The organism is Haloarcula japonica DSM 6131, assembly GCF_000336635.1.
GTDB classification, from domain to species: Archaea; Halobacteriota; Halobacteria; order Halobacteriales; family Haloarculaceae; genus Haloarcula; species Haloarcula japonica.
The window spans coordinates 107,628-120,468 of record NZ_AOLY01000037.1 but is presented as its reverse complement, the minus strand read 5'-3'; the positions used below and the strand labels follow the sequence as shown (position 1 = coordinate 120,468).

Annotated in this window: 13 protein-coding genes; 6 read left to right on the top strand and 7 right to left on the bottom strand. The window is 60.4% G+C overall.

Annotated elements, in window-relative coordinates; all coding sequences use genetic code 11:
• Positions 1 to 96: 96 nt before the first annotated feature.
• The 3 genes from C444_RS11815 to C444_RS11805 are packed head-to-tail and all read right to left on the bottom strand — an operon-like array spanning position 97 to position 3,543.
• A complete protein-coding gene (locus C444_RS11815) occupies positions 97 to 1,170 on the bottom strand; it encodes a hybrid sensor histidine kinase/response regulator (protein WP_004593088.1) in 1,074 nt (357 codons plus the stop codon).
• A 2-nt stretch (positions 1,171 to 1,172) separates the two neighbouring features.
• A complete protein-coding gene (locus C444_RS11810) occupies positions 1,173 to 1,619 on the bottom strand; it encodes a response regulator (protein ID WP_004593087.1) in 447 nt (148 codons plus the stop codon).
• Positions 1,612 to 3,543, bottom strand: a complete 1,932-nt coding sequence (locus tag C444_RS11805) for a PAS domain-containing sensor histidine kinase (RefSeq protein ID WP_049909450.1) — start codon at positions 3,541 to 3,543, stop codon at positions 1,612 to 1,614. Before C444_RS11805 ends, C444_RS11810 begins: the two co-directional genes overlap by 8 nt.
• A 219-nt stretch (positions 3,544 to 3,762) precedes the next feature.
• On the opposite strand from C444_RS11805, the gene C444_RS11800 reads away from it, so the two are divergent.
• Both C444_RS11800 and C444_RS11795 read left to right on the top strand, forming a co-directional pair.
• The gene (locus tag C444_RS11800) at positions 3,763 to 4,344 is read left to right on the top strand and encodes a LemA family protein (RefSeq protein WP_004593085.1); all 582 of its coding nucleotides are present in this window, start codon (positions 3,763 to 3,765) and stop codon (positions 4,342 to 4,344) included.
• A complete protein-coding gene (locus C444_RS11795; RefSeq protein ID WP_004593084.1) occupies positions 4,344 to 5,105 on the top strand; it encodes a hypothetical protein in 762 nt (253 codons plus the stop codon). The genes C444_RS11800 and C444_RS11795 overlap by 1 nt, the downstream gene beginning before the upstream one ends.
• Positions 5,106 to 5,118: 13 nt before the next feature.
• Here the strand turns inward: C444_RS11795 and C444_RS11790 are convergent, their stop codons facing one another.
• From C444_RS11790 to C444_RS11780, 3 genes are read right to left on the bottom strand one after another with little or no spacing between them, the layout of a single operon-like run.
• A complete protein-coding gene (locus C444_RS11790) occupies positions 5,119 to 5,988 on the bottom strand; it encodes a zinc metalloprotease (RefSeq protein WP_004593083.1) in 870 nt (289 codons plus the stop codon).
• 3 nt (positions 5,989 to 5,991) lie between these two features.
• Entirely contained in the window at positions 5,992 to 7,038 is a 1,047-nt protein-coding gene (gene dph2, locus C444_RS11785; RefSeq protein ID WP_004593082.1) for a diphthamide biosynthesis enzyme Dph2, read from the bottom strand.
• Positions 7,039 to 7,092: 54 nt separating this feature from the next.
• Entirely contained in the window at positions 7,093 to 8,409 is a 1,317-nt protein-coding gene (locus tag C444_RS11780) for a methyl-accepting chemotaxis protein (protein WP_004593081.1), read from the bottom strand.
• 287 nt (positions 8,410 to 8,696) lie between these two features.
• Here C444_RS11780 and C444_RS11775 point away from each other — a divergent pair, with 287 nt between their 5' ends.
• Complete coding sequence (locus C444_RS11775; protein WP_004593080.1) at positions 8,697 to 9,095, top strand: YlbF family regulator; 399 nt, start codon at positions 8,697 to 8,699, stop codon at positions 9,093 to 9,095.
• A 142-nt stretch (positions 9,096 to 9,237) separates the two neighbouring features.
• On the opposite strand, the gene C444_RS11770 is transcribed toward C444_RS11775, so the two are convergent.
• A complete protein-coding gene (locus C444_RS11770) occupies positions 9,238 to 9,687 on the bottom strand; it encodes a universal stress protein (protein WP_004593079.1) in 450 nt (149 codons plus the stop codon).
• Between the two features lie 113 nt (positions 9,688 to 9,800).
• On the opposite strand from C444_RS11770, the gene C444_RS11765 reads away from it, so the two are divergent.
• From C444_RS11765 to C444_RS11755, 3 genes are all read left to right on the top strand, one after another.
• Positions 9,801 to 10,634 carry an MBL fold metallo-hydrolase gene (locus tag C444_RS11765; protein WP_004593078.1) on the top strand — a complete coding sequence of 278 codons (834 nt, stop codon included), beginning with the start codon at positions 9,801 to 9,803 and terminating at the stop codon, positions 10,632 to 10,634.
• A gap of 171 nt (positions 10,635 to 10,805) precedes the next feature.
• Positions 10,806 to 11,903, top strand: a complete 1,098-nt coding sequence (locus C444_RS11760; RefSeq protein ID WP_004593077.1) for a coiled-coil domain-containing protein — start codon at positions 10,806 to 10,808, stop codon at positions 11,901 to 11,903.
• Between the two features lie 39 nt (positions 11,904 to 11,942).
• Complete coding sequence (locus C444_RS11755) at positions 11,943 to 12,839, top strand: hypothetical protein (RefSeq protein ID WP_004593076.1); 897 nt, start codon at positions 11,943 to 11,945, stop codon at positions 12,837 to 12,839.
• The last annotated feature ends 2 nt before the right edge of the window (positions 12,840 to 12,841 follow it).

Genomic DNA, 12,841 nt, shown 5'->3' with positions numbered 1-12,841 from the left:
AGCAGGTGACTCGACCTCCCCGGAATTGAAGATTCGGACCCGTTTCTCAGAAGCTGAAATGCGGTTGACCGGTGACAGTATGACAGCAGACCATCACTACAGAGTCGCATGCGGGAGTTCAACATAAAACGCTGCGCCGCCGAAGTCGCTGTCCTCGACCCAGACATCGCCGCCGTAGCTCCGGACCATCGTATCCACGAAGTAGAGGCCGAAGCCAGTGCCGCCGGACTCAGACCCCTTCTCACCACGCTCGAAGATGCGGCGGGTGGCCCTGCTCGGAATCCCGTCTCCGTCGTCTGCTAAACAGACAGTCACGACCCCCTCCTCGACTGTCGTCGTCACGTCGATCGTCACGTCGTCGCCGCCGTGTTCGACCGCGTTGAGAAAGAGGTTCCCGAACACGTCATCGAGTAACTCGTCGGCGACAACAGTGACCGTCTGTGGCTCGATTGTGACGGTACAGTCGTCGCTGACCGACCGGGCACGGTCCGCTGCGTCGGCAAGGACTTCCTGTAGCTCCCTGTGTTCGTGATCCCGTCCGTCCTCGTTAGTGACCGTCTCCAGCACCGACCGGACTTTCTCGGTGAGTTCGATGAGGTCGTCGCTCCACTGGACGACGGTCGACGCGTACTCGCGTTCCTCGCTGTCGAGTGTCTCTTCGAGGAGTTCGCCACGGGCGCGGATGACGTTCATCCCGTTGAGGATGTCGTGTTGCAGGATGCTATTGAAGAAGTCCATCTGGTCGGTCTGGCGCTGAATCGCACGCTGCTGGCGGCTCCTGACGACTGCGTACCGGAGCGCTCTCACGAGCCGGTCGCCGTCCAGATCCGCTTTCGGCAGGTAGTCCTGTGCGCCCCGGTTGATCGCTTCGATAGCCACCTCCCGGTCCTGCATCCCCGTGAGGACGATGATCGGCACTCCCTCTACGATCTCGGTTGCCCGGTCGAGCGTCGCGAGCCCTGTCGACTCGGGGAGTCCGAGGTCTAGCAGTACCACGTCGTAGGCTGCCCCCGAATGCTCGGCGACCGGTGCCAGCGAATCGACGTGGGAAATCGTCACGTCATCGACGAAGTGCGCCACTGCCGGCGAGTTCAGGTGATGTTCGACGAGGCGGGCGTCACCCCGGTTATCTTCGACGAGTAGTACGTCGAGATGTACCGTCTCGGTCATCGTTACTTCGGCGGCCGCTTGACGACCGTGAGGAAGAACTCCTCGACGCTACTCACGATGTCGACGAACCCGTCGAAGTCGACTGGCTTCGTCAGGTAGGCGTTCGCGTGGAGGTCATACGATTCGATGATGTCCTCTTCGGCCTCGGAACTGGTCAACACGACGACCGGAATCCGCCGGAGCGACTCGTCGCCCTTCATCGCTTCGAGGACTTCCTGGCCCCCTTTGCGCGGCATATTAAGATCAAGTAACAGCAGGTCCGGCCGCGGTACGTCGCCGTACTCGCCTTCCTGACGGAGGAACGCTAGCGCCTCGACGCCGTCGTTGACGACGTGAAGGTTGTTCAGCACCTTCCCCTTCTCCAGGGCTTTCTCGGTCAGTTTTACATCGCCGGGATTGTCCTCCGCCAGCAGGATCTCTACCGGCCGCCCCTCGTCGGTGTCAGTCATCGCCGCTCACCTCCGTCACCGCGGGCAGCGTGAACTTGAACGTCGCACCGTCGTCGGCCGGTTCGACCCAGATACGCCCGTCGTGTCGCAGGACGATTCGCTGACAGACGGCCAGCCCGATGCCGGTCCCCTCCGTGTCGTGGCTCCCGGCGCGATGGAAGATGTCGAACACCTCGTCGCGGTCCGCCGCCGGAATCCCCGGCCCGTTGTCCGCGACGGTGAAGGTCACCTCCCCGTCGTCCTCGGTCGCGCTGACCTCGACTCGGGGTTCGATGCCGGCCTCCGTCGCGTACTCGATAGCGTTTTCCAGCAGGTTCTGGAAGACCTGGCCGACCTGATTCGGGTCGGCGTCGACCGGCGGGAGCGACCCCGACGTGATGGTCGCGTCTACCTCCTCTATTCGCATCTGCAAGGCGTCTACCGTCCGGTCGAGCACCGCCTCCGAGTCTGTTTCTTCGAAGTCGCCCGAGTTTGTCTCGACCCGTGAGTACCGGAGCAAGGCGTTGACCATCTCCTGCATTCGGCGAGCCCCGTCGACGGCGAAGGCCATGTACTCGGTGGCCTCGTCGTCGAGGTCATCACCGTATTCGCTGTCCAGCAGGTCGACGTAGCTCGATACCATCCGGAGGGGCTCCTGCAGGTCATGCGACGCGATGTAGGCAAACTGCTGGAGGGCCTCGTTCGAGCGCTCTAGCTCCGCCTGTTTTGATTTGAGCCGCGTCTCCCGCTCGATGCGCTCCAGCGCGGCGGCCGCCGTACTCGTGAGAATCTCCAGCAAGAACCGCTCGTCGCTGTCAAATGACGACACAGTCTCGGACCCGATACACAGCATCCCCTGCTCATCGAGTGGGAGACACAGGAGCGTCCGCATCGGCATCGCCGGTGCTGACGGGTTCGACAGTTCCTGATAGTCCTCAATAACGGTCGGCTCGCTGGCGTGAAAGATACGGTTCTCGTCGCTTTCCGGACCCATCGGTGGCAGGTCTGTCGGCGTCTCCACGCCGGCGAAGTCGGTCGCCGTGTCTGTCGCACCGATTGGATAGAGCGTGTCATCGGCGCTGTCGTAGGACCATATCGCGGCGAGTGGCTGGTCGACAATACGCTGTGCAATCTGTGTGACTGTGTCGGCGGCCGCGGTCTCCGTCCGGCTGTACAGCAGTTCGTTCGTCGCGTCGCTGAGCGCTTCAACGCGCTCCTCACGGCGCTTGAGATCGGTGATATCTCTGGCGACACTGACGACCTGCTTGAGCTGCCCGCTGTCGTCGAACACCGGCCGATACCACGTCTCGAAGACGAGGTCGTCGACTTCCTGGGTCACGCGGACCTCTTCGCCGTCCAGCGCCCGCTCGACAGCGGCGATGATGTCCGGATATTCGCTGTACGTCTCGAAAACCGACCCACCTTCGAGTTCACCGGGCTCCACTCCGAGTCCTTTGAGCCCTTTTCCGGCAGAATACGTGAATACGCCGTCCGGGTCGAGCGTAAACACTACGACAGGGAGATTCCCCATCAGGGTGTGGAGCTGTTCGCTTTGCTCTGCATGTTTTCGTTCCCGCTCACGGATGGCGGTCACATCGTGAATGAACGCCACAACACGAGTCTTGTCGCCGAGAGCGGCTCGCTTGAGCGTTACCTCGACCAGTTGGTCCGTGCCGTCTGGACACTCTGTGGTCCACTCGACCTGTGCCGACCCCGACGTGGCTGCCTCCGTAATCAGGTCGTTTGCGTCCGCCGTGGAGAACCCCGACGGGCTGAACTCGCCGACGTGCATCCCGACGACCTCCGCCGGGGGACGCCCGAGCAACGCGCCCGCTGCCTCGTTAGCTCTGACGACAGTCCCGGTGTCGGCGTCGTGGATCATAATCGGGTCCGGATTCGCCTGGAAAACATCATGGAAAAGAGCAGTGTCCTCCGTAGAAGCCATACGTGTGGTGCGCTGGCAGGCTACAAGACTGTACGCTTTCTGTTATCATATGTGATTTTTATCCCCACTGATTTGATAGATACGCGGGCCGAGGTAGAGTCCATCAAGATTGGGAGTTATATTCCATTCAATGAACACTTTGTTTCGGTTCACCGTACTATTTCTGTCTTCAAATAGATGGGTAAAATTATATGTTGGTGGCAGATGACCTGAAGGAATATGACGCTATATGTATACATCGTTGGGGGGTTCTGTGTCCTCCTCACTGTCTGGTTGATCGGTTCGTACTTTCGACGGGCACACGACAATCTTGTCGAGGCCCGCGAGAGTTGTGACGCTGCCTGGGGGAACGTCGAAGTGCTACTTCAGCGCCGTCACGACCAGGTCGGAAACCTCATCGAAATCGCTGACGAATATATGTCCATGGAGCAGAACGTTCTCGCTGGCATGGTCGAGGCTCGCGAGAGCGCGATTGATGCAAGCACTCCTGCGGAGGCAGCGATGGCCCAAGTTGACGTCCGAGAATCTGTCCGCGAGTTCTACTCGATTGCCGAGGAGACGCCAGAACTGCGAACCGACGAGAAGTTCGACGACGTTCGCGATGCTCTCGAAACCATCGAGCAGCGACTGGAAAACCGTCGGGAGTATTACAACGACACTGTGAGACGGTACAACGCGCTGTTACAACAGATCCCAGAGCGGTATCTCGCGGCCCACAGGGGATACAAGCCTCGTGACTCATTTGAAGCTGACGAGGCTGCAAAAGGGGAATTCTCCGTACGTGACCGTCTTCAAAACTGATGCTGTTTGCCATTCTGCTGTATCTCGGTATTCTGGCACTCTCGGGGTTTGGTGTTCTCTGGGGAATCGGATCAATACTGATGGGATTTGACCGCTACGAGGAAGAGCACGCAATTCGAACGACACCGCTTTCGGAACTCGATTCAGTTGCTGCTGGTCCGACAGCAGTCCAGGGCCGCATCGAACCTGCTGATCGACATATCGGAACGCTGTACGACTGCGAGGCCTGTGTTGCCTACGAACTCAAAATTGAGGACACGGGAGGCGATTCGAGCAGGACACACGTCAACAAGTCGGAAGCGGTACCGTTCGACATTGTGACTGATGAGGGCTCGGTCCGGGTCTGCAACGCGGAGTTCGACTTCCACGTTTCCGAGGACCGTCGCTGGAGCGAGAAGCGCAAGAGCCACACCTCGCCTGACGATCAGTTGGCGCGCTTTGAGCGCGACTGGCAAATCCCGGACCTGCGGGCCGGTGACGACCGACGTTATGAGATGGCGTACATCGAACCCGGCGATACCGTGTATACGTACGGGACTGCTGAACTGGACAACTCGTTGTCCGGGGAGCAATCGAAACCGCTCGTACTGACTGGCCGCGATGGGTTGTTTTTTGTCTCCGACCAGGATCCGGACGAACTGCTCCGGGAGCGACGGTTCGTGCTTGCGAAAAACGGGCTGCTCGGCATCGCCGTTGCAGTCATTTCGCTGGCTGTGTTTCTCTGGCTGACGGGTATCGCACAGATATTTCTCGGCGCGTAGATTACCGGATACTCTAGATAACTACACGGCTGATTACCTTGATAACCGCTCGACAGTTCCTGTAGACGACCCATGCAACAGCAGCAGTGATGACAACAATGACCCAGGTTGCTGCATCCGAGTCCGTGATGGCGAGTCCGACGACTTCTTCAAGCAGACCAATCAGAACAAGGAGCGTCACAATGAATGCGACGCCGTAGCCGAGTACTGACGTCCAGAAGCGAGCAGTGCCAGCGAGGAGGTGTGTCAATTGATCCGTCGAACGATCTTGCGGTGTGTTATCTGATTGGCCCACCGATTTCTCAGTGCGTCCATTATCTGCCGACTCGGAGTCCGCTGTCACATCGCCAGACGTGATGGCCTCGGCAAGTTTCGTCTGGCAGGCCTCACAGGGAGACTCGTCGACCGCATCCAGCGTCGCTACTGAGTCTGTTCTCCTGAATGGGCACTGCTCGTTTGGACAGAGCTCAAGCCCCAGCATGTACCCGACCTCACTGACAGCCAGTTTTCGAACCCGGTCGTCGAACTTGTTCTCACCCAGACGGAACGTCGAGAGTAACGATGTCCGGCCGTACCGGATTCCAATTCCGAACAGCGACTGCCGCCGGCCTTGTGAGACATCTTGATTCGTCACAACAAGCGTTCGGCTGCCATCCGTCTCACTGGCTACGTATTTCGCCAGCTCAACTGCGTCGTACTGATCACTATCACCGGTAGGCTGGGCGCTATCGGGGATTCCGTCGGTGTGAAACTGCCTATGATCGACGCGCGCGGTCAGCGAGAAGTGTTCCTCAACGGCATCCATGGCGAGTTCAAGTGTCTCTCGCTCTATTGCGCCGACGGCAGCGACTGTGAGTGGTTCGTGTCCCCCCCTCCGGCCCATGGGTCACCAGGTGCCGTGGAAGGTGTCAAACTCCAGCGAATCGAGTGGCTTCTCGCCGATCGCGATCTCGTACTCGCCGGGCGTGAGCATCGGTTTCTTGAACTGCGGGCCGTCGTCGGTGGTGATGCGCGGACAGCCGGTGTTGACGTAGGCGTCCATTCCGAAGTTCGTCAGCCGGTCCGGCGTCACCTCGTCCATGGTGATGAGATAGGCGTTCTCGTTGTTCTCGACGATTTCCTGCGCCTTGTCCCAGCGACCCTGCCCGATCTTGGTACAGAAGATGACACCCCAGGACTCGGCGTCCATCGCGCGGTGGACCGCGCCGTAGCGCTGTTTCATGAACTTCTCGGTGTCGGCGACGGTGACGACGTTGTTGACCGGGTCGGCGATGACGACGTGCTTGTCGGGGTGCTCCATCGCCAGCCCCAGCGGGTGGAACTTCCCGCCACCGACGTACAGCATCTGGTCGGCGTCCACGTCGGCGCTGGCGTAGTTACAGCCGAGCACCTGCCCCTCGTGGGTCAGCCGTTCGTCGCCGCGGCGCGTGTGAACGGTGTAGCCCCGCTCCTCCAGCCACTCGCGCATCTCGCCGAACTTGTTCATGTGCTGGGCCGTCGTCACCAGCCCCACGTCGGGGTCCTCCTCGGGGTCCGCGAGCTGTTCCTCGCGGGCCTGCTCCATGATGGGGAAGACATCGACGTTCGAGAACAGCGGCACGTAGATGATCTTGTCCGATTCCTTCATCGGCGAGTGCCCGAAGTGGACGAACACGTCCGTCCGGCGCATCATGTACGTATCCAGGTCACACGCGCCGTAACAGGGCTGACCCGAGAGCAGCACCGTCACGTCGTCGGGGAGGTTCTTGCGGAGGTCATCGGCCACGGCCGGGCCGCGGCGCTTCAGTCCCTCGGGGAACTGCAGGCCCACCTTCTCTGCGTCGCGTTCCTCGACGGCTTCGACAATTCGGTCGAGCTCGTAATCCCACTCGCGGTCGTGTTTGAGTGACAGCCCGGTGTTCCGGAGGTCGCCGTCAGTCCGCTCTTGACTCATTGCAACTCTGTATCGGTTCGAGCGGCATAACCCCCGTGTTTCGATGAGCGAGGGTCACTCCATAATCTCGGCGAGTCGGCGCTCGACCCGCTCGACGTTCTCTTCTAAGTCCTGGGCCATCCGGTGCTGGGTCTCGTTTGCGCCAGCCAGCTCATCGATGGACTCGGACACCTCGGCGGCACGCTGGGCGATTTCGTCGATCATGCTAGCGATCTCTTCGGCGCTTGCAGCCTGGTCGTCCGTCGCCGCCGCGACTTCACTGATACCCTGTTCCGTCTCCGAGGTCGCGTCGACGATGGCCTGTTGGTTGTCAAGCACTGTCTCTAAGTCAGTGAGCGCCTGCTGAATCGCGCCTGTCGTCTCCTCGACGTTTTCGGCGGTGCTGTCGGCCATCTCGCGGACCTCCCCGACAATCCGCTCGACCTCGTCGGCGTGCTGTTTGGACTCGTCTGCCAGTTCCTTGATCTCGTCAGCGACGACCGCGAACCCGTCGCTGTCGCTGTTGCTTCGCGCGGCTTCGATGTTGGCGTTCAGCGCCAGCATGTTCGTCTGGTCCGCGATGTCGTTGATTACCTCGACGAACTCGTCGATTTCTTCGATGTGGCCCCGGAGTTCCGTCGAGTCCGACGCGACCTGTTCGGCGGACTCCGTCGCATCCTCGACGCGTTCGATTGTTTCCTCGGCCGTCTCGACGGATGCCTCGGCGAGTTCCCTGGCCTCGCCGCTCTGACTGCTCACTTCTTCGGCGCTGGAAGCGATTTCCTCGACGGTCGCGCTGAACCCGGAGACTTCGGACTGGACCTCATCGAGGTTGTCGGACTGCTCTCCGGCCATCTCCTTGATCTCGTCGGACTGCTCGGTAACGGCCGCGGCGGAGTCGCCGATTTCACCGACCGCTGACTCGACGTCCGTCGCCATCTGTGACTGGAGGTTCTGGAGCGCCTCACGCTGTTCGACGATATCACTGAAATCGATCAGTAGCTCCAACGCACCGATAGCGTCCCCACCAGGGCCCATGAGCGGGATAGCCACCGCTCGCGCGTGCGCCATCGTTCCGTCAGGTCGCTCGGCCGAGCGGAACTCGCCTTCGCGAACTGGCTCGCCCGTCCTGATGACTTCCTGAGCGAGCGTCTCTTCCTGACCCTCTGTGCCGAACACGTCGTATGCGTTCATCCCGACCGCTTCGCTCGCCGGGAGCCCGAGCATGCGTTCAACCGTATCGTTCCAGTGTGTGATATCCCCGTCCGCATCGACTACGAACGCAGCTTCCGGTAAATCCGCGACAAGCGACTCGAACGTGTGGAGCCAGAACTCCCCGCTGTCGTCGACGGACTCCGGTAGCAGACTGTCTTCAGATGCAGTGTTTGCCATTGCAAAATCTATCTTAGAGCCTAATATACCGTTTTCGACCGATTATATCAGTTGATAACTGGTTTGAGCGAATCTCATCAGGAGCGAAGCTACAGAACGATTAGTATAGCGGCGCACATACCACAACGACCGCGATAACGTGGATTCCCAATTTAACGTTAACAACTGTCAGTCCGAGAGTCCGATGCGAGCGACAACACGGCAGGACCGCTGCCAGGGACCGATGTCCTGCCCAGAACAACCCGGTTTCGGCAGGCCTATACCGCCCGAGTCCATACCAATCAGTGATGAGCATCGAGACTGATACCGCCGCTGATATCGACGGTGACCACGTCGAGGCGCTCGCTACAGAGTTCGGCGAAGCGATCGCCGAGCTACCGGTGTACCAGCGATTCAAGGAGACGAAAGACGCCGTCGAGAACCACGACGAGGCGCAGGCGGCCATCCAGGAGTTCGAGCAGATCCGTGAGGAGTTCATGCTCGCCCGCCAGACCGGGAACGCCTCTCAGGAGGACCTCCGGAAAGTCCAGCAGAAACAGGAGGAACTCCACGACATCCCGGTTATGAGTGACTATCTGGAGGCCCAGAACGAACTCGAACTGCGCCTGCAGGAACTCAACGAGATCGTTTCCGAGGAACTGGCCGTCGACTTCGGCCAGAAAGCCGGCGGTTGCTGCGAGGACTGAACACCGGTATTTTTCGCGGTCGCGTTTTTCACTGACTCCGAAGCGACCGGTACGCCGATGCCGCCGACAGCTATCATCCGTCAACCGCACTGCTCCACCGATAGTCATCGACAGTCAGTTATACACTCGACCGACCGGGCAGTTACTCCTCGACTTCGGTTTTCACCACGACTGCCGGTCGCTCGGTCAGTCGAAGCACCTTGTCGGTGATGCTACCGAGGAGACTCCGGTACTCCGCCGGCCGTCGCTTCGTCCCGAGGACGAGCAGGTCGACGTCCGCCTCGTCGGCGGTTTCGATGATGGATTCGGCCGGCCGTCCGTGTTTCAGGGTCGTCGTCACGTCGACCCCGGATGCCTCTGCATCGGCCTCTATCCGGGCCAGCGTCTCCTGGCCCGTCTCTTCGAGGCCGTGCTCGGGCCCTTCCGATTCGTCGACGTATTCGTCGCCGCTGTAGGCCGTGTACACGTCTTCATCGACGACATACAGCACATGGAGGGCCGCACCATGTTCTGCTGCGAGGGCAATCGCGTGGGATTCGGCGTTGGTCGACGCTTCTGTCCCATCTGAGGCAAGGAGAATGTTGTCGTACATACAGGTCGTATTTCTCTCAGTTGGGGGATAAATCGAGGGCCTCGTTCTCAAACAGCGGGAGACGACCTGGCGTCTTCGAAACATCTTAGCGACCGGGCGTGGCATCTCCCGGCATGACAGTCGAATCTGACTGGGATGACTGGCTCCCGCGTGCGGTGGAGTCGGCGACGCCTGACGGACTGGCGATCTGGTATCTGGGCTGTAACGGCTTCATCGTGAAATCGAGCGGTGGGACGACCGTCTTCATCGACCCGTATCTCGGCACGGGCGACCCCCCGCGGACTGTGCGGATGGTTCCGGTGCCGTTCAACCCCGACGACATCACCGAGTGCGACGCGGTTCTGGGCACCCACGAACACACCGACCACGTTCATGGACCGTCCCAGGCCCCAATTCTCGTCGGGACGGGCGCGGACTACTACACGACTGACAGCGGTCACGACGTCATCCGGGAGGAAGCGTGGCTGGAGAACTACGGCGTCACCAACGACCAGTTGCACGAGGTCACGGAGGGAGACACGCTCGAAATCGGTGACCTGACTGTTCATGTCGAACCGGCCAACGACCCCGACGCCGAGCATCCGGTGTCGTACGTGTTCGAACACGACTCCGGCACGTTCTTCCACGGCGGCGACGCTCGCCCTGGCGAGTTCGAGTCTATCGGCGAACGCTACGATATCGATGTCGGCGTCCTCGCGTTCGGAACCGTCGGGATGATCGACGACAAGGAGACCGGCGAACCCACGCGAACGCAGTGGTACAACAACGAGAACATGATTATCGAAGCCGCGAACGAACTCCAACTGGACACCCTTGTCCCGACCCACTGGGACATGTGGAAGGGGATGACGACGGAGCCGACCGTCCTGCACAACCACGCCAACAGCTTCGCGTATCCCTCGACACTTTCAATTGTTGAAATCGGCGACCGGTACGATCTCGACTGAAAACGGCCTGCCAGTACCACACGGACGGACTGCCCGTCTTTGCTGGCTCACGTCTTGTTCGTGTTACTGAGGTTACGTCTCTATATTATATTAACCAGTATCGTATAGAAAAAAGGTGTAAATGTTGGTCAGGTACGTACCTTTAATACTATTGCTGAGACCATACAGACCATGAGCAATTCGCAAGCCTACGACGAAGTCACTGTCGCCGCAGATGGCGTGACAGTGACCAAGCGGTTCGAGGCGGACGAGTTCCCCGTACCCGCGATAGCGTTCAATCTCACTTCGCGACGATCTGTTGCGGTGACAGTCAGGTTAGTTGATACCGTTCCGGAAGACGTAGCAGTCGAGGATCTGGGCTTCCACCCCGAGTACGGCAGTGAGTACTGGGACATCAACGAAAACCGGATCGCCTTCGAGAAAGAACTCGAACCCGAAGCCGACTACACGACCGTCTACGGTATCCGTGCGACGGGAACCGACGACGTCGAGAAGTTCCTGACGGAACCCGAAATCGAGAGTGTGGACCCGCCCTTGGACGAGGACGAGGAGGACCTCGTCGGTGGGGGCGACGAGGCTGTTCGGGACGTCATCGCCGGTGACGCCGACAGCGTTCCCGGTCTGGAAGACGATGACGACGAGGACATCGAGACGCTGGACCTCTCAGACCCGAACAACCCGGACGCAAGCGTCGAAGCCCCCGAAGAGAGCAACGCTGCGCCGGCAGATTCCGAGGTCCAATCCGGCGCTGTCGTCGCGACGATGGCACAGGAAATCCGCGACCAGAACGTCTCCCCCGAAGACGTGAAGCTCCTCAAGCGTGCGCTCGACGCCGTCTCCGAGGACGACAGTGACGCTGGCGGCGTCAATGACGCCCGGATCCAGCGTATCCAGAGCGATGTCGCAGACCTCCGTGCGTACACCGATGCCCTCGAAGAGTTCCTCGAAGAGAACGGCACCGGCGAGGACATGATTCAGGAGTTCGGCGAGCGCCTCGACTCCTTCGAAGAGGCTCTGGAGGGTTTCCAGGACGAAGTCCAGGCGGCGACGGATACAGCCACGTCCGCCTCCGATCAGGTCGACGACCTGTCCGAAGAAGTCGAGAGCGTCGAAGGGCAGCTCGACGACCTCGAAGACGAGATTGAGGCCGTCCGCGAGGAGATCGGTGAGGGCGAACTCGCAGACCGGATCGACGAAACCGAATCGGAGATCGAGGAGCTCAAACAGTGGCGCGAACAGCTGTCGTCGGTTATCGGCGGCGGCGACTAACCGAACTCGTTTTACCGATCCCCCGTCTGTGCCTGCATAATGACGACGACGAGGGTGGCCGTTCCGCGCAAGGGCCGGCCTCTCGAAGCAGTACTGGAGCGACTCGCCGGACGCACGGGGACGACCGACCTGGCCGACGATATCATCTCGACGCTCCGCTACGAGAAGGCCGTCACCAAGGGCAATCAGGACGCGGTCGCCGACGTGTACCATCGAATCAGCGACTACTCCTCGCTTGATGCGCCATACGAGCCAGAGTACACGCTGCTCCGTGACGACCGCGACGGGATGCCCCGACGCATCGTCTTCGACAGCGTCACGGTACCGACCGAACACGGTGATGTTCAGTTGGTCGGCCGCGAGGAGCCGTTCCGTGCGCTCCGGACCCACGAGTTCGCACTCGGGTTTGACAGTGCCGACCTCGTACTCGAAGAGGTCGTCCAGCTTCGGGACGAGCCACTGACCGCCATCCACGAGATCAACGACCGTATCGACCCGCTGGACACGGACGTCCGAGTCGTGACCGGGCTGGGCGATACTGTGTATCACACGCTGCTCGCGACGCCGGAGGTTTTGGATACACAGGACGGTCCCCTCGACCGGGCCTTCGTCACCAACTACGAGGGCGAACTCTGTATCTCACCGCGGTACGAACGGCTTGTCGAAGCCGTCCTCGGGACGAGCGCGCTCGATGGCGTCTCCTTTACCTATCCGACTGAGGGTGGCGAAGAGGAAGCAGACATCGCGGCGACTGGCCTCGGCGTCTACCTCACCGTTACGGGGTCGACTGCTCGCGACCACGGCCTCGAACTCGGTGAGCAGCTGTTCCCCAGCGAAACCGTGCTGCTGGAGAACGCCCACGAGCGTACCGATACGACGGAACAGGTCGCCAGTCTGTTCGAAGAACCAGAAGAAACAGCGCTGCAGTCGATTTAGCT

What these genes read in the sequence shown, in the direction of transcription:
- C444_RS11770 (WP_004593079.1), bottom strand. Translation starts at nt 9,687, where the DNA reads ATGTACGACAACATTCTCCTTGCCTCAGATGGGACAGAAGCGTCGACC.
- C444_RS11795 (WP_004593084.1), top strand. Translation starts at nt 4,344, where the DNA reads ATGCTGTTTGCCATTCTGCTGTATCTCGGTATTCTGGCACTCTCGGGG.
- C444_RS11815 (WP_004593088.1), bottom strand. Translation starts at nt 1,170, where the DNA reads ATGACCGAGACGGTACATCTCGACGTACTACTCGTCGAAGATAACCGG.
- C444_RS11780 (WP_004593081.1), bottom strand. Translation starts at nt 8,409, where the DNA reads ATGGCAAACACTGCATCTGAAGACAGTCTGCTACCGGAGTCCGTCGAC.
- C444_RS11765 (WP_004593078.1), top strand. Translation starts at nt 9,801, where the DNA reads ATGACAGTCGAATCTGACTGGGATGACTGGCTCCCGCGTGCGGTGGAG.
- C444_RS11810 (WP_004593087.1), bottom strand. Translation starts at nt 1,619, where the DNA reads ATGACTGACACCGACGAGGGGCGGCCGGTAGAGATCCTGCTGGCGGAG.
- C444_RS11760 (WP_004593077.1), top strand. Translation starts at nt 10,806, where the DNA reads ATGAGCAATTCGCAAGCCTACGACGAAGTCACTGTCGCCGCAGATGGC.
- C444_RS11805 (WP_049909450.1), bottom strand. Translation starts at nt 3,543, where the DNA reads ATGGCTTCTACGGAGGACACTGCTCTTTTCCATGATGTTTTCCAGGCG.
- C444_RS11775 (WP_004593080.1), top strand. Translation starts at nt 8,697, where the DNA reads ATGAGCATCGAGACTGATACCGCCGCTGATATCGACGGTGACCACGTC.
- C444_RS11755 (WP_004593076.1), top strand. Translation starts at nt 11,943, where the DNA reads ATGACGACGACGAGGGTGGCCGTTCCGCGCAAGGGCCGGCCTCTCGAA.
- C444_RS11800 (WP_004593085.1), top strand. Translation starts at nt 3,763, where the DNA reads ATGACGCTATATGTATACATCGTTGGGGGGTTCTGTGTCCTCCTCACT.
- C444_RS11790 (WP_004593083.1), bottom strand. Translation starts at nt 5,988, where the DNA reads ATGGGCCGGAGGGGGGGACACGAACCACTCACAGTCGCTGCCGTCGGC.
- dph2 (WP_004593082.1), bottom strand. Translation starts at nt 7,038, where the DNA reads ATGAGTCAAGAGCGGACTGACGGCGACCTCCGGAACACCGGGCTGTCA.